The sequence below is a fragment of the Burkholderia lata genome, assembly GCF_000012945.1.
GTDB classification, from domain to species: Bacteria; Pseudomonadota; Gammaproteobacteria; order Burkholderiales; family Burkholderiaceae; genus Burkholderia; species Burkholderia lata.
In genome coordinates this window covers 1,551,344-1,573,086 of the sequence record NC_007510.1, presented here as the reverse complement: position 1 = coordinate 1,573,086, position 21,743 = coordinate 1,551,344, and the positions used below count along the sequence as shown (strand labels likewise).

General features: G+C 67.6%; 16 protein-coding genes. 5 read left to right on the top strand and 11 right to left on the bottom strand.

What is annotated here, in order from left to right; translation table 11 throughout:
• Positions 1 to 11: 11 nt before the first annotated feature.
• The gene (locus BCEP18194_RS13055; RefSeq protein WP_011351755.1) at positions 12 to 887 is read left to right on the top strand and encodes an efflux RND transporter periplasmic adaptor subunit; all 876 of its coding nucleotides are present in this window, start codon (positions 12 to 14) and stop codon (positions 885 to 887) included.
• A 37-nt stretch (positions 888 to 924) separates the two neighbouring features.
• On the opposite strand, the gene BCEP18194_RS13050 is transcribed toward BCEP18194_RS13055, so the two are convergent.
• Complete coding sequence (locus tag BCEP18194_RS13050) at positions 925 to 1,917, bottom strand: EpsG family protein (protein ID WP_157687167.1); 993 nt, start codon at positions 1,915 to 1,917, stop codon at positions 925 to 927.
• Between the two features lie 225 nt (positions 1,918 to 2,142).
• Positions 2,143 to 3,816, bottom strand: a complete 1,674-nt coding sequence (locus tag BCEP18194_RS13045) for a methyl-accepting chemotaxis protein (RefSeq protein WP_011351753.1) — start codon at positions 3,814 to 3,816, stop codon at positions 2,143 to 2,145.
• Between the two features lie 407 nt (positions 3,817 to 4,223).
• Between BCEP18194_RS13045 and BCEP18194_RS13040 the strand changes: the two genes are divergently transcribed.
• Positions 4,224 to 5,462, top strand: a complete 1,239-nt coding sequence (locus tag BCEP18194_RS13040) for an MFS transporter (protein WP_011351752.1) — start codon at positions 4,224 to 4,226, stop codon at positions 5,460 to 5,462.
• 74 nt (positions 5,463 to 5,536) lie between these two features.
• Here BCEP18194_RS13040 and BCEP18194_RS13035 read toward each other — a convergent pair whose 3' ends face one another.
• Both BCEP18194_RS13035 and BCEP18194_RS13030 read right to left on the bottom strand, forming a co-directional pair.
• Positions 5,537 to 6,334, bottom strand: a complete 798-nt coding sequence (locus tag BCEP18194_RS13035) for a 5'-methylthioadenosine/adenosylhomocysteine nucleosidase (protein WP_041492810.1) — start codon at positions 6,332 to 6,334, stop codon at positions 5,537 to 5,539.
• On the bottom strand, positions 6,331 to 8,694 hold the full coding sequence (locus tag BCEP18194_RS13030) for a UvrD-helicase domain-containing protein (protein ID WP_011351750.1): 2,364 nt from the start codon (positions 8,692 to 8,694) through the stop codon (positions 6,331 to 6,333). The genes BCEP18194_RS13035 and BCEP18194_RS13030 overlap by 4 nt, the downstream gene beginning before the upstream one ends.
• Positions 8,695 to 8,907: 213 nt before the next feature.
• Here BCEP18194_RS13030 and BCEP18194_RS13025 point away from each other — a divergent pair, with 213 nt between their 5' ends.
• Positions 8,908 to 11,775 (top strand): valine--tRNA ligase, encoded by a 2,868-nt coding sequence (locus BCEP18194_RS13025; protein ID WP_011351749.1) that lies wholly within the window; start codon positions 8,908 to 8,910, stop codon positions 11,773 to 11,775.
• Between the two features lie 87 nt (positions 11,776 to 11,862).
• On the top strand, positions 11,863 to 12,747 hold the full coding sequence (gene galU / locus BCEP18194_RS13020) for a UTP--glucose-1-phosphate uridylyltransferase GalU (RefSeq protein ID WP_011351748.1): 885 nt from the start codon (positions 11,863 to 11,865) through the stop codon (positions 12,745 to 12,747).
• Positions 12,748 to 12,807: 60 nt separating this feature from the next.
• Here the strand turns inward: galU and BCEP18194_RS13015 are convergent, their stop codons facing one another.
• From BCEP18194_RS13015 to BCEP18194_RS12985, 7 genes are all read right to left on the bottom strand, one after another.
• Positions 12,808 to 13,422 (bottom strand): DUF4136 domain-containing protein, encoded by a 615-nt coding sequence (locus BCEP18194_RS13015; protein WP_011351747.1) that lies wholly within the window; start codon positions 13,420 to 13,422, stop codon positions 12,808 to 12,810.
• Between the two features lie 37 nt (positions 13,423 to 13,459).
• Complete coding sequence (locus tag BCEP18194_RS13010; RefSeq protein WP_011351746.1) at positions 13,460 to 15,847, bottom strand: CHASE2 domain-containing protein; 2,388 nt, start codon at positions 15,845 to 15,847, stop codon at positions 13,460 to 13,462.
• 10 nt (positions 15,848 to 15,857) lie between these two features.
• Entirely contained in the window at positions 15,858 to 17,219 is a 1,362-nt protein-coding gene (locus BCEP18194_RS13005; protein WP_011351745.1) for a FecR family protein, read from the bottom strand.
• Positions 17,216 to 17,920, bottom strand: a complete 705-nt coding sequence (locus BCEP18194_RS13000; protein WP_006490421.1) for a response regulator transcription factor — start codon at positions 17,918 to 17,920, stop codon at positions 17,216 to 17,218. The genes BCEP18194_RS13005 and BCEP18194_RS13000 overlap by 4 nt, the downstream gene beginning before the upstream one ends.
• Before the next feature lie 268 nt (positions 17,921 to 18,188).
• Entirely contained in the window at positions 18,189 to 18,611 is a 423-nt protein-coding gene (locus BCEP18194_RS12995) for a hypothetical protein (protein ID WP_011351744.1), read from the bottom strand.
• 195 nt (positions 18,612 to 18,806) lie between these two features.
• Positions 18,807 to 19,034: a sulfurtransferase TusA family protein gene (locus BCEP18194_RS12990; protein ID WP_006402122.1), complete on the bottom strand. Its 228-nt coding sequence runs from the start codon at positions 19,032 to 19,034 to the stop codon at positions 18,807 to 18,809.
• Between the two features lie 116 nt (positions 19,035 to 19,150).
• Positions 19,151 to 20,086 (bottom strand): LysR family transcriptional regulator, encoded by a 936-nt coding sequence (locus BCEP18194_RS12985; RefSeq protein WP_011351743.1) that lies wholly within the window; start codon positions 20,084 to 20,086, stop codon positions 19,151 to 19,153.
• Between the two features lie 114 nt (positions 20,087 to 20,200).
• On the opposite strand from BCEP18194_RS12985, the gene BCEP18194_RS12980 reads away from it, so the two are divergent.
• Positions 20,201 to 21,721, top strand: a complete 1,521-nt coding sequence (locus BCEP18194_RS12980; RefSeq protein WP_011351742.1) for a CoA-acylating methylmalonate-semialdehyde dehydrogenase — start codon at positions 20,201 to 20,203, stop codon at positions 21,719 to 21,721.
• Positions 21,722 to 21,743 lie beyond the last annotated feature (22 nt).

Below are 21,743 nucleotides of genomic sequence, written 5' to 3'. Positions count from 1 at the left end.
TCCGAACCATCATGATTCTCAGAAAACTCTTCGGCTTCGTCGCGACCGCCGTCATTCTTCTCGTCGCGATCCTGATCGGGCGCTCGCTGTGGGTGCACTACATGGATGATCCGTGGACGCGCGACGGGCGCGTGCGCGCCGAGATCGTCAACGTCGCGCCGGACGTGTCGGGCGCGATCGTCGAGCTGCCCGTGCATGACAACCAGCTCGTCAAGAAAGGCGACCTGATCATGCAGATCGACCCGTCGCATTACCAGATCGCAGTCGAGCAGGCGCAGGCGGCCGTCGCCGCCCGCCGCGCGGAACTGCAGATGCGCCGCGACGACGCGGCCCGCCGCGCGGATCTCGATGCGCTCGTCGTGTCAAAGGAAAACCGCGAGAACGCCGCGCATAGCGCGTCGAGCGCCGATGCACAGTACCAGCAGGCGATCGCCGCGCTCGATGCCGCGAAGCTCAACCTCGAGCGCACGCGCGTCGTCGCGCCGGTCGACGGCTACATCACGAACCTGCAGACGTTCAAGGGCAACTATGCGGTGGCCGGCCAGGCGAAGCTCGCGATCGTCGACAGCCATTCGTTCTGGGTCTACGGCTACTTCGAGGAAACCAAGCTGCCGCGCGTGAAGATCGGCGCGCCGGCCGAGATGCGGCTGATGAGCGGTGGCGTGATGAAGGGCCACGTCGAAAGCATCTCGCGCGGCATCTACGATCGCGACAACCCGCAGAGCCGCGACCTCGTCGCGGACGTGAACCCGACGTTCAACTGGGTGCGCCTCGCGCAGCGCGTGCCGGTGCGCATCAAGATCGACGACGTGCCGGCCGACGTGGTGCTGTCGGCGGGCACGACCTGCACGGTCATCATCGATCCGGACAAGCAGAAGAAGTCGTAAGCGCGGGACGCGCCGGGCGGCCCCCCGCCCGGCTGCATCATTCCCAGAAGAACCGGTAAGGCAGGAACGGCGACGGGCCGAGCCCCGATTCGCCCAGCATGTTGCGCAACCGCATCGCGAAGCCGAAGGCGCCGATCACGACGAGTGCGGCGATCGCAAGCCGGCGCCGCACGTTCGGCACGCGTTGCAGCGGCACGAACTGGCAGCTCATCGCGAACAGCACGAGCCACTGGAAGCGCAGCCCCGCATAGCTGACGCGTGCGAGCGCGAAACTCGCGATCTCGCAGGCGAACAGGAACACGAGCGTGCGCGGCATGCGGGCAAGCAGCGCCCAGCCGGCCGCGAGGGTCAGCAGCGCGAGCGCGAGCGGCGCGCTGCCCGACATCTGCGCCGGCGGTGTGAATGCCGCATAGAGGCCGAATTTCGCCAGCAACGCCTCGTGATGCATCGCGAACAGCACACCGCCGATCGCGACCGCCAGCCCCGCATAGCGCAGCAGGCGCAGCCGCCGCACCTGCAGCAGCACGACGAGCAGCACTGCCGACACGTGCACGCTGGCCGCCGCGGCCGTCAACGCGATCGACACACCTGGCCGCCTGCGCGCCCACGCGTCCGACGCGATCTTGGCCGCGCAGAACGCGAGACCATAGCGCAGCCCGCTCATCGCCATGTCGTAGAAAAACAGCGGAAAGATCAGCGTGGCAAACACGCACGCGTCCTCGGCCGTCCGCCCGAACGCGACGACACATGCGATGACGATCAGCAGCGACAGGATCGCCGTCACGATGCGCGGGTCGTGCCCGACCCATTCGAGCGCGCGCACGAGCCACACGAAGCCGGGCTCGAGCGTGCGCGGCACGACCTTCAGGTTGCCGCTCCAGATGCCGGCGATGATGTCCTGGTAAATCGCCGTGTCGGTGCCCGTCCTGCCGCGCAGCACGGCGAACGTGGCGGCCGGTGCGATACCCGCCGCGAGCCAGCGCCACGCAGGCATGCGTGACCGCAAGCCAATCGCGGCGGAAACGAGCATGCACAGGTATCCGCTCAGGTAAATCGTCGTTGTCATTGTTATGAATGACCCGCTCGGCGCGAGGTCGCACCGGTGTCGATGCGCGCGTCGCGGGTTCTGCCCCCAACTGTGTGGAAGCGCATTGTAGGGGATTGCGCGCCGCGTGACTGCCGGTTTTGTCACCGAACAACAGGTGTGCGGCGGAATGCGCGCGTCGCGGGTGGCCGGCCCGCGACCGCGTGTCGCTCAGGCCGCGATGCGAAAGCGCCCGACCAGCGACTTCAACGCCTGCGCCTGCTCGTCGAGCGCGTTCGCCGCGGCAGCCGCCTGCTCGACGAGTGCCGCGTTCTGCTGGGTGCCGGCGTCCATCTGCGTGACCGCGCGGCCGATCTCGTCGATCCCGGCGCTCTGCTCGTCCGATGCAGCAGAAATTTCACCGATGATGTCGGTCACGCGCTTGACCGCGCGCACGACGTCACCCATCGTGCGGCCCGCATCGTGCGCGAGCGCCGCGCCGTTCGCGACACGCTCGACCGATGCACCGATCAGTGCGCGGATCTCCTTCGCTGCGGTCGCCGCGCGCTGCGCGAGCAGGCGAACCTCGCCCGCGACCACCGAGAAGCCGCGCCCCTGTTCGCCGGCGCGTGCGGCCTCGACCGCTGCGTTCAACGCGAGAATGTTGGTCTGGAACGCGATCCCCTCGATCGTGCCGATGATGTCGCGGATGTTCTTCGCGCTGTCGTCGATCTCGCTCATCGTCGCCACCACACGCCCGACGACGTCCCCCCCCGTCTCCGCAACAGCCGACGCATTGGCCGCGAGCGCGCTCGCCTGCCGCGCATTCTCGGCGTTCTGCCGTACGGTCGACGTGAGCTGCTCCATGCTCGCCGCGGTGCGTTCGAGCGCGACGGCCTGCTGCTCGGTGCGCTTCGACAGATCGAGATTGCCGGTGGAGATCTCGCCCGATGCGGCCGCGATCGCCTCGGCGCTGACGGCGATCTCGCCGACGGTCGCCGCAAGCCCCGTCTGCATCTCGGCCAGTGCACGCACCATGCTGTCGCGGTCGTGCCGGCCCAGCTTGATCGGTCGCGTCAGGTCGCCGCGCGCGATGTCCGCGGCGATCGCCTTCGCGTGCGCGGGCTCGCCGCCGAGCTGCGACGCGAGACGGCGCACGACGCGCTCGGCGATCACGATCGCGAGCACGATCAGCGCAACCGTCATCGCCGCGATCATCGCGAACGACGACGAGAAAATGGTGGCGGACGCATCGAGCGTGGCCTTCGACTTCGCACCGCGCGTCTTCACGAGTTCGGCGACGAGTTTCTCGAGCTTGCCGGTTTCGACCAGCAACGATACGTCCTGCGTGCCGACCTGCCAGTTCATCTGCGACAGGTCGAGCGGCTGCGCGCGCACGAGTTCGACGAAATCGCGCAGATGCGCGCTCCATGTGCCGACCGCCGTCGAGAATGCGCGCAGCCGCGCCGAATCGTCGGCATCGGCCGGATCCGCGTAGCGCTGCAGCGTGCCGAGCGCCTGGCCGATCGACGCGAGCCCCGCGCCCACCTCGGCACCCAGTTCGTCGCGCTCCTTCGCGGTAGTCGCAGTCAGCAGCATCTTCTGGGCACGGCTCGCGCGCAGCACTTCGGCCCGAACCTCCTCGGCCGCGCGGCTCGCGACGTGGCCCTGCTCGTAGACCGACGCGATCGACGCATTCAGCCGGCTGATCTGCCAGAGCGAAAACATGCCGATCGCCAGCGTACCGGCAAGCAGGATCGCGAATGCGGCGCGCAACGTCGCCTTGACGGTCCACGGCCGGCGCTCGCGACGCGCCGCCCGCAGGCGCCGGGCGGCGCGACCGGCGGCAACATCGGGTGCGGCGGGTGCCGCGCCTGGCTGTGGATGCAAAGATGCTGCTTTCATCGAACTATCCCCGTATTGATCACGTGGCCGGAAAGGTCGGTCCCGGCGGTCCCGCGATGGCTGGCCATGCCGCGCGTCCTGCGCCCGCACCGGCGGATAGCCGATGCCGGGCGCGGCGCGCCTGTTGTCATTGGGTCGTTCTACGGCCGCCACCGCCGTTTCTTGAGTCCGGGAAACCACGCACCGGCCCCGGTCGCGCGCCCGCGGACGGGCAGGCGCGCCGCCAGCGTTATACCCGGTCAAAAAAACGGGCACCGGACGATCCGTCAGATGAATGTCCGATTCACGATAAAACTTGTCCGGACATTCTCGATACGCCACATTACACTTCTTTGACGCAGCAACGATTCAAGACGCGCCACTCCCCAGCAGCGCGCGCCCGCCACCTCAACTCGTTCAGCTCTCACATGGAAACCAGCCTCGACACCGGCTCCGCCGGCGCAGCCGCCACCCAGCCGTCCGCGCCCCCCGTCGCCCGCACCGTGTACCCGGTGCTCGGCGCGATCAGCTTCTCGCACATGCTCAACGACATGATCCAGTCGTTGATCCTCGCGATCTATCCGATGCTCAAGAGCCAGTTCGCGCTGTCGTTCGCGCAGATCGGCCTGATCACGCTCACCTACCAGATCACCGCATCGCTGCTGCAGCCGCTCATCGGCCTCTATACCGACAAGCGTCCGAAACCGTATTCGCTGCCGGTCGGCATGGGCTTCACGCTCGCGGGGCTGCTGCTGATGTCGGTCGCGACGAGTTTCCCGATGCTGCTGGTGGCCGCCGCGCTCGTCGGCTGCGGCTCGTCGGTGTTCCATCCCGAATCGTCGCGCGTCGCGCGGATGGCGTCGGGCGGCCAGCACGGGCTCGCGCAGTCGGTGTTCCAGGTTGGCGGCAATGCGGGTTCAGCACTCGGGCCGCTGCTTGCCGCACTCGTGATCATTCCGCACGGCCAGCACAGCATCGCGTGGTTCTCGGCGGCCGCGCTCGTCGCGATGATCGTGCTCACGCAGATCGGCCACTGGTACAAGAAGCATCCGTCGATGAAGAAGAAGGCCGCGGCGGCCGGCCACCCGACGCTGTCGCGCGGCCGCGTGATGGGCGCGATCGGCGTGCTGGTGCTGCTCGTGTTCTCGAAGTACTTCTACCTCGCGAGCATCAACAGCTATTTCACGTTCTACCTGATCGACAAGTTCCACCTGTCGGTGCAGGCCGCGCAGATCCACCTGTTCGTGTTCCTCGCGGCCGTGGCGGCCGGCACGCTGATCGGCGGCCCGGTGGGCGACCGGATCGGCCGCAAGTACGTGATCTGGGTATCGATCCTCGGCGTCGCACCGTTCACGCTGCTGCTGCCGTACGCTAACCTGTTCTGGACCAGCGTGCTGACGGTGATCATCGGCATCGTGCTCGCGTCGGCATTCGCCGCGATCCTGGTCTACGCGACGGAACTGATGCCCGGCAAGGTCGGGATGGTCGCGGGCCTGTTCTTCGGCTTCGCGTTCGGCCTCGGCGGAGTCGGCGCGGCCGTGCTCGGCCAGCTCGCCGACGCGACGAGCATCACGTTCGTCTACAAGGTGTGCTCGTTCCTGCCGCTGATCGGCGTGCTGACGGTGTTCCTGCCGAACCTCGAAAGCAGCCGGCGCAAGAAGGCGTGACGAGCCGGCCGCGGCGTGCGCGCCGCGGCCGGTCGAATGGCTTGAATGAAGGAATGAAGAAAACGGCGGCGGCTTCAGGCCGCCGTCGTTGCATGCAGCGCCAGGAAACGCTTGAGGATGCCGGACGAATAGCTGCTCGCGATCGCCGACAGGAAGTGCGAGAACGACTGCGTCGCGTGATCGTCGGCCGTATCGGAAATCGTGCGCACGAGCGCGAACGGCACGTCGTGCTCGGCGCACACCTGCGCGATCGCGGCCCCTTCCATCTCGACCGCGAGCGCATCCGGCAGCGCATCACGCAGCGCGACGACCTCGCGTTCGCTCGACACGAAGCGGTCGCCGCTGATGATGAGCCCCGCATGCAGCGTTGCGCCGGCCAGGCCGAAGCGCTCGGCGAACTGCGCACCCTCTTCCGCGACGAATTCCGTACACGCGGCCCGCAAGCGGGCCGTCAGCGCCGCGTCGGTCGCGAAGCGCGTGATGCCGAGCAGCGGCACCTCGTAGCGCGGAAAGAGCGGCGACGCATCGAGGTCGTGCTGCAGCAGCGTATCGGCCACGACGACATCGCCGACGTGCACCGAGCGCGACACGCCGCCCGCGACGCCGGTGAACACGACGCCCGCCACGCCGAACACGTGGATCAGCGCGCTGACCGTCGCGGCGGCCGCGACCTTGCCGACCCGGGCGAGCGTCACGACACAGGCTGCACCGTGCACGGTGCCGACGTGATAATCGCGGCGGCCAAACGTGATCGTCTTCATCGCGCCGTCGGCGCGCATCGTGGCGATCAGGTCGCCGAGTTCCTCGGGCAGCGCAGCCAGAATGCCGAGCGGACGCGTCGAAACCGTACCCATCATGTCGATGCTCATCATTCCACCGCCTGCAGTTTCGCGACCGCCAGCGCGAGCCACTTCTCGCCGTGCCGCTTGAATTTCACCTGCGCCTTCGCATCGGTGCCGTTGCCCTCGAGCGCGGTGACCGTGCCTTCGCCGAACTTGGTGTGGAACACCTGCTGGCCGACCCGGAAACCGGCATCGGCCGCGCGCTGCTTGTTCGCGAACGCGGGCAACGGCGCGGATACGGCCGGATCGACGATCTGCTCGCGACTGCCGCCACCCGGCCGCGCGAACCAGTCGCGCCCGTACCCGGCGTTGTCCGACCGACCGCCCCAGCGCGAACCGGCCTCGACCTTCGGCGTCAGCCACTTGAGCACGTGTTCGGGCAGTTCGTCGAAGAAACGCGAGCGCACGTTGTAGCGCGTCTGGCCGTGCAGCATCCGGCTCTGCGCGAACGACAGGTAGAGCCGCTCCTTCGCGCGCGTGATCGCGACGTACATCAGCCGGCGCTCTTCCTCGAGGCCGTCCGATTCGAGCACGCTGTTCTCATGCGGGAACAGCCCTTCCTCGAGGCCCGTGATGAACACGGCCGAGAATTCGAGCCCCTTCGCCGCGTGCACCGTCATCAGTTGCACGGCGTCCTGCCCGGCCTGCGCCTGGTTGTCGCCGGCCTCCAGCGACGCATGCGACAGGAAGCCGGCGAGCGGCGTCATCGTGTCGGGGTTCTGTGCCGGGTCGGCAGGCGACACCGGATCGAGCACGTCGACCGCCGGATCGTCCGTCGCGGTGCCGAGCTCGGGCGCCGCAATTGCGCCTGCGCGCAGCGGGATCGAACGGGCCGGCGTGTCGAGCCCGTAGCCTTCCTCGGCGATGAACGCGGTGGCCGCGTTGACCAGTTCCTGCAAGTTCTCGAGACGGTCCTGGCCTTCGCGCTCGCCCTGGTAGAAATCGGCGAGACCGCTGGCGCGCACGATGTGCTCGACGGTGTCGGGCAAGTTCATGTGCTGCGTATCGGCGCGCATCTTCGCGACCAGGTTCGCGAACCCGCCGAGGCTCGTGCCGGCCTTGCCCGTCACGTACGGAATCGCGGCGGCCATCGAGCAGCCGTACAGGCGCGCGGCGTCGGCCAGCTGCTCGATCGAGCGCGCGCCGATGCCGCGGGTCGGGAAGTTCACGACGCGCACGAACGCGGTGTCGTCGTTCGGGTTGTCGATCAGGCGCAGGTACGCGAGCGCGTGCTTCACTTCCTGGCGCTCGAAGAAGCGCAGGCCGCCGTACACGCGGTACGGGATGCCGGACGACATCAGCGTGTGCTCGATCGAGCGCGACTGCGCGTTGCTGCGGTACAGGACGGCCACTTCGCTACGCGCCATCCCGGTGTTGATCAGCGAGCGGATCTCCTCGACGATCCAGCCGGCTTCCTGCGAATCGGTGCTCGCCTCGTACACGCGCACGGGCTCGCCGTGGCCGGCGTCGGTACGCAGGTTCTTGCCGAGACGGTGCGCGTTGTTCGAGATCAGCTGGTTCGCCGCGTCGAGAATGTTGCCGTGCGACCGGTAGTTCTGCTCGAGCTTGATCAGGTTGCGCACGCGGAATTCGTCTTCGAAGTCGCGCATGTTGCCGACGTTCGCGCCGCGGAACGCGTAGATCGACTGGTCGTCGTCGCCGACCGCAAAGATCGCGTTCTCGCCGCCCGCGAGCATCTTGAGCCACGCATACTGCAGCTTGTTGGTGTCCTGGAACTCGTCGACGAGGATGTGCCGGAAGCGCGCCTGGTAGTGCGCGCGCAGCGGCGCGTTGTACGCGAGCAGTTCGTAGCAGCGCAGCAGCAGTTCGGGGAAATCGACGACGCCCTCGCGCTGGCACTGCTGGTCGTATGCCTGGTACAGCTCGACGAACTTGCGGTTGAAGTTGTCGGATGCGTCGACCTTGTCGGGACGCAGCCCTTGCTCCTTCGCATTGTTGATGAAGTACTGCACGTTCTTCGGCGGGTACTTTTCATCATCGACGTTCGCCGCCTTCATCAGCCGCTTGATCGCGGACAGCTGGTCGGCCGTATCGAGGATCTGGAAGGTCTGCGGCAGGCCGGCGTCACGCCAGTGCGTGCGCAGCATCCGGTTGCACAGGCCGTGGAACGTGCCGATCCACATCCCGCGCGTGTCGATCGGCATCATCGCCGACAGGCGCGCCATCATCTCGCGCGCGGCCTTGTTCGTGAAGGTCACGGCGAGCACGGTGGGCGGCGATGCGTAGCCCTGCTTGATCAGCCACGCGATGCGGGTGATCAGCACGCGGGTCTTGCCGCTGCCCGCCCCTGCAAGGATCAGCGCCGGTTCGTTCGGCAACGTGACGGCGGCGAGTTGTTCGGGGTTCAGATTGGCGAGCAGGTCGGGCATGGAGCGGCAGCGAACGGGCGAGAAAAATGCGGACCCGACATTATAAGTCGGCCGCGCGATGCTGTTCCCGATCCGTTCGACAGCACGTCGCAAGCGCGCGGCGGCCGCGTCCCGAGAGACCCGCGCCGGCAAGGCGATGGCTGCTCGATGTGCATCCATTTATAATTGTCAGATTCGGCATCCAATTCACGCATTTTTCGGCAGATTTCCAACATGAGCGACAACACGCTTGCGAAGAGTTTCGAGCCCCACACCATCGAGTCCCAATGGGGGCCGGAGTGGGAAAAGCGCGGCTATGCGGCCCCGGCCTTCGATCCGGCCCGCCCCGATTTCTCGATCCAGTTGCCGCCGCCGAACGTCACGGGCACGCTGCACATGGGCCACGCGTTCAACCAGACGATCATGGACGGCCTCACCCGCTACCACCGGATGCTCGGCGAGAACACGCTGTGGGTGCCCGGCACCGACCACGCGGGGATCGCGACCCAGATCGTCGTCGAGCGCCAGCTCGACGCGCAGGGCGTGTCGCGCCACGACCTCGGCCGCGAGAAGTTCGTCGAGCGCGTGTGGGAATGGAAGGAAAAATCGGGTTCGACGATCACCGGCCAGGTGCGCCGCCTCGGCGCATCGCCCGACTGGTCGCGCGAATACTTCACGATGGACGACAAGATGTCGGCCGCCGTGCGCGACGTGTTCGTCACGCTCTATGAACAGGGCCTGATCTACCGCGGCAAGCGCCTCGTCAACTGGGATCCGGTGCTGCTGACCGCCGTGTCGGACCTCGAAGTCGTGAGCGAAGAGGAAAACGGCCACCTGTGGCACATCCGCTACCCGCTCGTCGACGGCTCGGGCTCGCTGACCGTTGCCACGACGCGCCCGGAAACGATGCTCGGCGACGTCGCGCTGATGGTCCACCCGGAAGACGAGCGCTACGCGCACCTGATCGGCAAGCTCGTCACGCTGCCGCTGACGGGCCGCGAGATCCCGGTGATCGCCGACGACTACGTCGATCGCGAGTTCGGCACGGGCGTCGTGAAGGTCACGCCCGCGCACGACTTCAACGACTACCAGGTCGGCCAGCGCCACAAGATCGCGCCGATCGAGATCCTGACGCTCGACGCGAAGATCAATGACAACGGCCCCGAGCAGTATCGCGGCCTCGACCGCTTCGACGCGCGCAAGGCGATCGTCGCCGACCTCGACGCAGCGGGCTTCCTCGACTCGGTGAAGCCGCACAAGCTGATGGTGCCGCGCGGCGACCGTACGGGCGTCGTGATCGAGCCGATGCTGACCGACCAGTGGTTCGTCGCGATGACGAAGCCGGCGCCGGAAGGCACGTTCAATCCGGGCAAGTCGATCACGGAAACGTCCCTCGACGTCGTGCGCAGCGGCCAGGTCAAGTTCGTCCCGGAAAACTGGACGACCACCTATTACCAGTGGCTCGAGAACATCCAGGACTGGTGCATCTCGCGCCAGCTGTGGTGGGGCCACCAGATTCCCGCGTGGTACGGCGAGAACGGCGAGGTGTTCGTCGCGCGCAACGAGGAAGAAGCGCGCACGCAGGCTGCCGCGAAGGGTTACACGGGTGCGCTGAAGCGCGACGAAGACGTGCTCGACACGTGGTTCTCGTCGGCGCTCGTGCCGTTCTCGTCGCTCGGCTGGCCGAACGAAACGCCTGAACTGAAGCACTTCCTGCCGTCGTCGGTGCTCGTCACGGGCTTCGACATCATCTTCTTCTGGGTCGCCCGGATGGTGATGATGACCACGCACTTCACGGGCAAGGTGCCGTTCCACACCGTCTACGTGCACGGCCTCGTGCGCGACGCGGAAGGCCAGAAGATGTCGAAGAGCAAGGGCAACACGCTCGACCCGATCGACATCGTCGACGGCATCGACCTCGACACGCTGGTCGCGAAGCGCACGACGGGCCTGATGAACCCGAAGCAGGCCGCGACGATCGAGAAGAAGACGCGCAAGGAATTCCCGGACGGCATCGCCGCGTTCGGCACCGACGCGCTGCGCTTCACGATGGCGTCGATGGCGACGCTCGGCCGCAACGTGAATTTCGACCTCGCGCGCTGCGAAGGCTATCGCAACTTCTGCAACAAGCTGTGGAACGCCACGCGCTTCGTGCTGATGAACTGCGAAGGTCACGACTGCGGCAGCGACAAGCCGGAAGTCTGCGGCGCGGGCGATTGCGGCCCGGGCGGCTACCTCGACTTCTCGGCGGCCGACCGCTGGATCGTGTCGCTGCTGCAGCGCACGGAGGCCGACATCGCGAAGGGCTTCGCCGATTACCGCTTCGACAACATCGCCAGCAGCATCTACAAGTTCGTGTGGGACGAATACTGCGACTGGTATCTCGAACTCGCGAAGGTGCAGATCCAGAACGGCACGCCGGAACAGCAGCGCGCGACGCGCCGCACGCTGCTGCGCGTGCTCGAGACGGTGCTGCGCCTCGCGCACCCGATCATCCCGTTCATCACCGAAGCGCTCTGGCAGAAGGTCGCGCCGCTCGCGGGCCGCTATCCGCAAGGCAAGGCCGAGGGCGAAGCGTCGCTGATGACGCAGGCGTACCCGGTCGCGAACCTGCAGAAGATCGACGAGGCATCCGAACAGTGGGCGGCCGACCTGAAGGCGATCGTCGACGCATGCCGCAACCTGCGCGGCGAGATGAACCTGTCGCCGGCCACCAAGGTGCCGCTGCTTGCAGCCGGCGATGCCGAGCGCCTGCGCTCGTTCGCGCCGTACGTTCAGGCCCTCGCGCGCCTGTCGGAAGTGCAGATCCTCGCGGACGAAGCGGCGCTCGACAAGGAAGCGCACGGTGCGCCGATCGCGATCGTCGGGCCGAACAAGCTGGTGCTGAAGGTCGAGATCGACGTCGCGGCCGAACGCGAGCGCCTGTCGAAGGAGATCACGCGCCTGACGAACGAGATCACGAAGTGCAACGCGAAGCTCGGCAACGAGGCATTCGTCGCGAAAGCGCCGCCGGCCGTGGTCGAACAGGAGCAGAAACGCGTCGCGGAATTCCAGAGCACACTCGAGAAACTGCGCGCGCAGCTCGATCGGTTGCCTGCGTAACAAAGGGTAAGGTCGTTTGCGTTCACTATAATGGGGACGTGAACATAGACCGTCTGACAAGTCGATTACAGGAATAAAGGTTCGATCATGTTGAAAGTTACCAAGGCAGTGTTCCCTGTTGCCGGTCTCGGCACGCGGTTCCTCCCGGCAACGAAAGCGAGCCCGAAGGAAATGCTGCCGGTCGTCGACAAGCCGCTGATCCAGTACGCAGTCGAGGAAGCGATCGCCGCCGGCATCACCGAGATGATCTTCGTCACCGGGCGCAGCAAGCGCGCGATCGAGGATCACTTCGACAAGTCGTATGAAGTCGAGGCCGAACTCGAGGCGCGCGGCAAGGAAAAGCTGCTCGAGCTCGTGCGCAGCATCAAGCCGAGCCATGTCGACTGCTTCTACGTGCGCCAGCCGGAAGCGCTCGGCCTCGGCCATGCGGTGCTGTGCGCGGAAAAGCTCGTCGCCGACAACCCGTTCGCGGTGATCCTCGCCGACGACCTGCTCGACGGCAACCCGCCCGTGATGAAGCAGATGGTCGACGTGTTCGACCACTATCACAGCTCGGTGATCGGCGTCGAAGAGATCCCGCCGTCGGAGACGAAGTCGTACGGGATCGTCGATGGCAAGGAGTGGGAGGAGTCGATCGTCAAGATGTCGGCGATCGTCGAGAAGCCGGCGCCGGAAGTCGCGCCGTCGAACCTCGGCGTGGTCGGCCGCTACATCCTGAAGCCGCGGATCTTCGAGCACCTGCGCGCGCTGAAGCCCGGCGCGGGTGGCGAGCTGCAGCTCACCGACGCGATCCAGGCGCTGCTCGCCGATGAGCAAGTGCTGGCTTACAAGTACCAGGGCACGCGCTACGACTGCGGCAGCAAGCTCGGCTACCTGAAGGCGACGGTCGAATTCGCACTGCGCCACGCGGAAGTCGGCGCGGAGTTCGACACGTACCTGCGCACGCGCAACGGCGGACGCCCGGCCGACTGAACGCGGCAAGGGCGCCAGGGCTCGCTCCGGCGAGCCCGCCCTCACCTCACCGACCGACGCTCAGCGCGCTTCGGCCGGCTTCACCGAGACGACGCCCGGCATTCCGCCCGCGTCGTCTTTTTTCGTCTTGACGAGCCAGCCGCCGCCGTCGCCGAACGGCACCTTCGCGAGCGCGCTCTTCACGAGCGCCGGCGCGGCCTGCTGCGTGCCGGGATCGCGATCGCGCAGCGAGGCCGATACGCGGTAGACGTCGGCGCCCGATTTCGCGTCGACGAAGCGCAGCGTCAGCACATGGCGATACACGCGGCCCATGAACGGCAGCGCGAACGGCGCCGGCCCATCGACCGTCACGCATGCGCTGCTCGCGGCGCCGCAGCCGTCCGCGATCGCCGCGACCGTGGCCGGCTGCGTCGCATACGCGATCGACAATCGGTAGCGCGCGGCCGCGAGCGGCTTCGCATCGAAGCCGCGGTGTGCGAGTTCGTCGCGCACGAGCGTCTCGATCTGCCGGTATTCGGCATCATTGGCCTGCGCGGCCGTCCGCACGAAATCGTAGCCGTGCGCATCGGATGCAAACGCGTTCGGCTGCCCGACCGCACTCACGCCGCTCGTCACGCCGGCGCAACCCGTCAACAGCGACGCCGCCAGCGCGGTCGCTGCCCATTCCTTTCTCATGGCTTTCCCCAAATGCCTGCCGTCGCGCCCGGCCCTGTCAGGCGGACGGCTCGTCGATCGCGGGCAGCGACACCGTCACCGCGGTGCCGACACCCACCTCGCTGTCGACCGACACGCTGCCCCCATGGCGCGTGACGACCGTCTTCACGAATGCCATGCCGAGCCCGGAACCCGAGATTTCGGGCCGCTCGCCGGCATGGAATCGCTTGAAACGCTCGAACAGATGCCGCTGATCTTCCGGCGCAATGCCGTAACCCTGATCGCGAATCGTACAGAACATCCGTTTCGACGCGTGCTCGACCGCCAGCGTACACGTGATCACGGTAGCGGACGGACTGTATTTGACTGCATTGTTCAGCAGGTTCACGAACGCGCGCGTAATCAGCGAGCGGTCGGCGCGCACCCAGCACATCTCGGTGCCGACGTCGGTGTCGACGCGAATGTGCTTCGCCTGCGCCTGCGGCCACACTTCGTCGCTCGCATCGATCAGCACGTCGACGAGGCTCGTCGCCTCGAGCTGGTACACCTGCGACTCCGCACGCGCCAGCTGCACGAACTCGTCGGCCAGCGACAGCGCGCGGTGCGCATAGCGCTCGATCCGCGCGAGCAGCCCGCGCATCGCGTCGGTCTCGGCGCGGTCGCGCTCGATCTCGACGAGCGCGAGAATCGACGATTGCGGCGAGCGCATGTCGTGCGACAGCAGGTGCAGCGCTTCCTCGCGCTGCCGCTCGGCCGCGTGCAGTTCGGTCACGTCGACAAGGCCGGCGATCCAGCCCGTCACGCGGCCCTGCGCGTTCGTGCACGCCGCGTAGCGTAGCAGATGGTCGAGCCCGTCGCGATCGCGCACCTCGATGCCGCGCGCCATCGCATCGTGCTCGGCTTCGAGCGTCGGGTCGAGTACGGCCGGCCAGTGTTCGCGGATCGCCACGTCGTGTTCGGCGTTGCCGTCGACGGTCTTCATGAAGGTCAGCTCGCCGAGCGCCGTGCGCAGCGGCCGCCCTTCCGGCAGCGGCAGCGACAGGCGCGACCCGTAACGCTTGGCCGCGTGGTTCGCGATCAGCACCGTGCCGGCCAGGTCGGTCACGAAGATCGGCTCGGGCATGCTGTCGAGGCTGTCCCACACGAAGCGCTTCATGTCCTGCACGCGCTGCGCGGCCTGTGCCATCAGGGCCATCTGCCGCTCGAGCACGTCGCCGCCGACGCTACGCGTACGCGGCGCCTCGGGCAGCAGGTGCGGCTCGTCGGCGAGCCGCTGCAGTTCGCGACGCAGGTACGACATCGTCATTTCCAGACGCCGCCAGTTCCAGATCGGGTAGACGGCGACCAGCCCGAAGATCGCAGGCGCCGGCGACAGCCAGATGCGCGCCTCGAACAGCAGCGCCATGCTCGCGACGACCGACAGCGCGGCAAGGCTCAGCGTCAGCAGCAGCGCACGCCACGGCGACAGCATCAGGAACCCGCCCAGCAGCGCGGCGAGCGGCAGCAGCGACGCGACGAACAGCCCGGCGCGCGACGCGGGCGAGATCGCGCTGCCGGTCGCCAGCATGTCGAGCACGTTGGCGTGGATATACACGCCGGCGAGCGGCCCGAATTCGCCGGACACGGGCGTCGCGAAGCGGTCGTACAGCCCCGACGCCGTCACACCGACGACGACGATCTTGCCGCGCAGCGCGTCGGGCTTCACGCGCCCTTCGAGCACGTCGTCGAACGACAAGGTCGGATACGCGGGTGTGTTGCGGCTGAACGGGATCAGGTAGCGGCCCTCGCCGGTCGCGTCGCGCGACAGGTCGTGCGCATGCGCGCCGGGCGCACCGCCGACCGGATGCAGCTGGCCGCCCTGGATCGCGCGATACACGGGCACCATCAGCTGCGGCCAGCGCACGCGGCCGTCGCTTTCGTACAGCGCCACGCTGCGGACGATGCCGTCGCGATCGACTTCGAGGTTGATGTGGCCGAGCCCGACCGCGCGCGCCGCGAGCGCGGCCACCGGCGGATCGACCGCGCGCGTGCCGTCGGCCTGCTCGGGACTCAACAGCACGGGCAGGAAGGTCGGCACGTGGGTCATTGCGTCCGCGAACGCGCGATCTTCCGGCGACGGTTCGGTAAACAGCACGTCGTAGACGACGGCGGCCGGTTGCGCGCGCGCCAGCGTGTCGAGCAGCCGCGCATGCACGTCGCGCGGCCACGGCCAGCGGCCGAGCGCGGACACGCTCTGGTTGTCGATGTCGACGACGACCACGTCGGGTGACAACGGCAGACTGCGCAGCATCAGCAGCCGGTCGTAGATCAGGCCGTCGACGCTCGCCGACATGCGGCCGACCGCGCACGCGAGGATCACGGCGACCCCGAGGCAGCCGATCGCGATCCATTCGATCAGGAATCGGCGGCCGAGGCGCCGCCGTGGAGAAACGGAGTCGGGTTTCATGCGCCGCGAATCAGCGCGACAGCGTGAACGCGCTGACCGGACTGGTCTTCTCGTAGAACTTGCCGCCTTCGAACTCCTCGACGGTCACGGCCCAGAAATAGTCGCCCGGCGGCAGGTGCGCGACGGTGATCTGGCGCGTATGCAGGCCGACCTGGTCGACGACCGGCGCACTCAGGTCCTTCGAGCGCGACAGCACGAACCGGTAGCGCGCATCCTTGCCCGAACCGTTCGGCGACCAGCGGAACTCGTAGCCGCCGGCACCGGGCGACGCGCTCGCGTCGAGCCCCATCATGCGGCGTTCGAACGCGTACGTACGCGGCCGGCCCTCGAGGCCGTTCGCATCGATCGCGGCGACCCGCACGAAGTAGTTCCCGTTCGGCACGTCGCGGAAGACCGCGCGCGGCGAACCGGTGCGCGTTTCGCGGAACAGGTCGAGCAGCCCGGCGTCGTGCGCGAGCTGGACGCGGTATGCCTGCGCCTGGGCGAGCGGTGCAACGTCGAATGCGACGTCGGGCTCGTCCTGCACCTTGTCGGGATGCGCGAGCGCCGGTGCGGGCAGCAGCTCGACGGGCGCGCCGACCGCGCCGGACGATGTCGCGACGCTGCCGAAATTCGCATGCACGAGCGTCGGGCCGGCCGGCTGGCGGTCGCCCGCGACACCGACGGTGCCGTCGAGCACTTCGACGCGCGTCGACGCGTTGCCAGCCGCATCGTAATTCACGCGGAAGTGCGTGCCGCGCACACCGGCCACGACCGACGGCGACCGGATCTGGAAGCGGTCATCGCGTTTCTTCAGATGGGTGACTTCGCTGTCGACCGAGCCGCGCCTGAGTTCGAACTCACGATCGAGCGTGCCGGTCAGCACCGTGCGGCGCAGCGCCTTCAGGTCGAGCTGGCTGTCGGGCGGCAGGCTCATGTGCGTGCCGTCGGCGAGCTCGAGTGTCACGAAGCCGTTCGGGCCCGTGCGCACGCGATCGCCCTCGGCGAGCGTCGCGTCGTTCGCGAGCGGCGCGTAAGCGTCGCCGGACGCGCGTTCGGCCGTGCCCTGCACCGCGATGACGCGGGCGGTCAGCTTTTCCTTGCGCAGGCGCGCCACCGGCAGCTTCAGCGCGATGCCGGGCTGCAGGTGCTTCGGCGCGGGCACGCCGTTGATCTTCTGAAGCAGTTGCCAGTCGTCCGCGCCCTGCAGGTAGCGCGCGGCGACGTCGTACAGCGTGTCGCCCGCCTGCGTACGGTAGACGACCATCTTGCCCGCCGCCGCAGGCGGCTGGGCAGCCGCATGCTGTGCGGCGAACGCAAACGCGACCGCGCAGGCTGCGCGCAGCGCTACCGTGCGCAGGTTCGCCGTGCGCTGCGTGATTCCCGTCGTCACTCCGGTTCTCCCTGGCCGACCCGCTCGAGCCGGTAGCCGTACCCGTAGATCGGCGCAAGGCGATAGCCGTTTTCGGGCCGCAGGCCGAGCTTGGTGCGCAGCATCGAGATGTGCGTGTCCATCGTGCGCGACGGGATGTCGGTCGCCTGCTTCCACACGAGATCGAGAATGTGCGCGCGCGACAGCGGCCGGTCGAGGTGCTGGAACAGCAGCAGCGCGAGTTCGAATTCCTTCTGCGTGAGGCTCACGGCCTTGTCGCCGACGTAGGCCTGCTTCAGGTTCACGTCGAAACGGAATTGATCGAATTCGCGAACGGTGGCCTCGGCGTTGACCGGATACGCGCGACGCAGCAGCGAGCCGATACGCGCGCGCAGGATCGGGCCCGACACGGGCTTGACCACGTAATCGTCGGCGCCGGCGTTGAGGATCTGCGTGATCCCCGCCTCGTCGTCACGGCTCGTCATGAAGATGATCGGCAGGCTGTGCTCGGTCTGATTGGCACGCACCCACTTCAACACTTCCTCGCCGGACATGTCAGGTACGTTCCAGTCAAGCACCAGCAGATCGAACGTCTCGCGCTGCAGACGCTTCTTCAGGGCCTTGCCTTCCTTGAACGCATAGCACGTATGGCCAACGGCCGTCAGCGTTTGACTGACGAAATCCGTCTGGGCCGGATCGTCATCCAGTACAGCAATTCTCATAGCACCCCGCAAATCGAAATCGATCCGTCCAGTTCAGCTCCCCGCCCCCACCCGGCCGCGCAGCACGTGCGCGGCTTCCGGATACCGGCCGGCGAGCCGTCGTTCGCCGCTCGCGCCACCTGCGCAAACCGGCGACCCCGGCTAAATATCTCAAAAACGGGGCACGGACGAACCGGCGATTTCATCATAGTAGTATGAAATTCGCCAATAAATTGCGCGGACTATCGTCTTTTCTTCGAATAATCCTTCCTGCCGCGCAATCGAGCGCCTAATCGGCGCCGGTGAAGCCCGCCACCGGCTCGGCAACGTCGTCGGCCTGTACGCGATGCGACAGCGGCTCCGGACGCGCCGGTTGTACAAGCATCCGCTGCAGCTGGCCGCGCACGCGCTCCCACGCGGTGGCCGCGTAGTCCGGCTGGCTCGCCGCCCACGCCTGCGCCAGATCGAACACACGCTCGATCGTCGCACCGCAGTAGGTCAGGCCCGAGCCGTCGTCCTGCGCGGCATCGCGCAGCCGTTCGTCGAGCCACTCGGCCAGCCACGGCATCTCGGCCGCGGCCGAATCCGCGTAGGCCTCCAGCGCGGCACGCGCGTGGCGATCCTGTTGCGGGTCGAGCTCGATACGGCTCAGTCCCGATACGCTGCGTTCCGCTCCGGACGGACTTCGAATGGTCCCTGGTCTGAAGGACATGTCCTCTCCCCGTTGTACGACGGTAGCGTCAGGCATGGCCCCCGTGCCCGCCGTACGACGTACCGTGGCCGGCGCATCCGCTGGGAGCGGACGACCGGCCGGGTCAGTATACGCAGCCGATCACGAAGCGAGGTTTAAGAATTGTCAGAAAAGTGTGGCCGGCGCCAGGCGCTGCCTGCACCGTGATGCGGGCCGTCAACGGCGGCGCATCAGGAACACGAAGGTCTTGTCCTGCGTCGTCGATTCGACGATCTCGTTGCCCGTCTGCTTCGCGAACGCGGCGAAATCGCGCTGCGAGCCAGGATCGGTCGCGAGCACCTTGAGGATTTGCCCGCTTTCCATATCGGCGAGCGCTTTCTTGGCACGCAGGATCGGCAACGGGCAATTGAGCCCGCGCGCGTCCACTTCCTTGTGAATCTGCATCGGCTGTCGACCTTCGAATGACGCGCCATTCAAGGCGCGGAGAGAAGCCGGGATTTTACCGCAGCGCCGCCTTGCCTGCCCGGGCCGGCAGCAGCCCGGCGCCCGCGCCGCCGGGCTCAGGTGCCCGAAAAGCCGCCCGCAAGCCGTTCGCGCAGGTGCCGAACGAGCGCGCGCACCGCGCTCGGCACGACCGGGCTGTACGGGCGGATCGCGAAGATGTGGTCGCCGAACGCGCCCGACGGCCGCCAGCCGTCGAGCAACGCGACCAGCCGGCCGGCGTCAAGGTCGCGCTGCGCGCTGAAATCCGGTAGCAGCGCGATGCCGAGCCCGCCGAGCGCGGCCTCGCGCATCGCCTCGCTGTTGTTCGCCGCGAAGCTGCCGCGCACCGGCACGCTCACACGCTCGCGCCGCCGGCCGTGCGGCTCGAAACTCCAGGCGGCCGGCTCGTTGTCGCGCAGGTAGCACAGGCAGCTGTGATCGACGAGCTCGCTCGGGTGGCGCGGCGCGCCGCGCGCGTCGAGGTAGTCGCGGCTCGCGACGAGCAGCGAACGCGTATCGCACAGCTTCCACGCGACGTGGGTTTGCGGCGCAGTGGTTGTATGGCGGATCGCGAGGTCGAAACCCTCCTGCGTCAGCGAATGCAGCCGGTCCGACAGGTCGAGCTCGATCTGCACGCCCGGATGCTGCCGCAGGAAATCGGGCAGGTGCGGCACGACCTGCTGGCGCCCGAGCGCGACCGGCACCGTCAGGCGCAGCAGGCCGCGCGGTTCTCCGGCGAGATCCTTCACGCGCGCAAAGTGCTGCCCGATCGACTCGAACGCGTCGCGCGTGCTGTCGACGAGCGTCTGGCCCGCGTCGGTGAGCCGCACGCTGCGTGTCGTGCGACGCACGAGCGGCACGCCGGCGGCCTTTTCGAGATCGGCGATGCGCTGGCTCATCGCGGCCTTGCTGATGCCGAGCCGCTGCGCGGCGGCGGTGAAACTGCCGGCCGCGGCCAGCACCGTCAGCGAATGGATATGCGGCCAGAGCGCCTGGACATTTTGCTGATTCATCCGGTGATTATTCAGAATTCTGAACAGTGAATCAAGCTGCGCGGCCTTCTCCCGCCCTGCGCGTTTGCCTAGACTGGGCGCTGTCCACCCTCACCCGATCCCCCAGGAGACACGATGAATCCGGTTCCCGCGTACACCTCCGACGCCGACGTCGGCCACTATGTCGACGGCGCGCCCGTCGCCGGCCGCAGCGGCCGCTTCCAGGACGTCCTCAACCCCGCGCTCGGCCGTGCGGTGCGCCGCGTGGCGCTCGCCGATGACAACGAAGTGCAGCAGGCCGTCGCGTCGGCCAACGCCGCGTTCCCGGCCTGGGCCGCGACGCCGCCGATCCGCCGCGCGCGCGTCATGCATCGCTTCCTGCAACTGATGAACGAGCACCGCGACGCCCTCGCGGCGATCATCACGGCCGAGCACGGCAAGGTGTTCTCCGACGCGCAGGGCGAAGTCGCCCGCGGCATCGACATCATCGAATTCGCCTGCGGCGTGCCGCAGCTCCTGAAGGGCGACTTCACCGACCAGGTCAGCACCGGCATCGACAACTGGACGATGCGCCAGCCGCTCGGCGTCGTCGCGGGCATCACGCCGTTCAACTTCCCGTGCATGGTGCCGTGCTGGATGTTCCCGGTCGCGATCGCGACGGGCAACACGTTCGTGCTGAAGCCGAGCGAGCGCGATCCGTCGGCTGCGCTGTTCATCGCCGACCTGCTCACGCAGGCCGGGCTGCCGGCCGGCGTGTTCAACGTCGTGCAGGGCGACAAGGGCGCGGTCGACGCGCTGCTCGACCACCCCGACGTGCAGGCCGTCAGCTTCGTCGGTTCGACGCCGATCGCGGCCTACGTACAGCAGCGCGCGGTGCAGTCGGGCAAGCGCGTGCAGGCGCTCGGCGGCGCGAAGAACCATCTCGTCGTGATGCCCGACGCGAACCTCGAGCAGGCGGTCGACGCGCTGATCGGCGCCGCGTACGGCTCGGCCGGCGAACGCTGCATGGCGATCAGCGTCGCGGTGCTGGTGGGCGACATTGCGGACAAGATCGTGCCGCTGGTGGCCGAACGCGCGCGCAAGCTGGTGATCGGCGACGGCATGTCGCCGGAAGTCGAGATGGGCCCGATCGTCACCGGCGAGGCGTTGAAGCGCATCGAAGGCTACATCGAGCAAGGCGTGAACGAAGGCGCGCAACTGGTGGTCGACGGCCGCGGGCTGCGCGTGCCGGGCCGCGAGGCAGGCTTCTTCACCGGCGGCACGCTGTTCGATCATGTGACACCCGACATGCGCATCTACAAGGAAGAAATCTTCGGGCCCGTGCTCGGCTGCGTGCGCGTGAAGGATTTCGGCGAGGCGGTCGACCTGATCAACGCGCACGAATTCGGCAACGGCGTGTCGTGCTTCACGAGCGACGGCGGCATCGCGCGCGAGTTCTCGCGGCGCATTCAGGTCGGGATGGTCGGCATCAACGTGCCGATTCCGGTGCCGATGGCGTGGCACGGCTTCGGCGGCTGGAAGAAGAGCCTGTTCGGCGACATGCACGCGTACGGCGAGGAAGGCGTGCGCTTCTACACGCGCCAGAAGTCGGTGATGCAGCGCTGGTCGTCGAGCATCGGCAAGGGTGCCGAATTCGCGATGCCGACCGCGAAGTAACCGCCTGACGGCACGCCGCCCG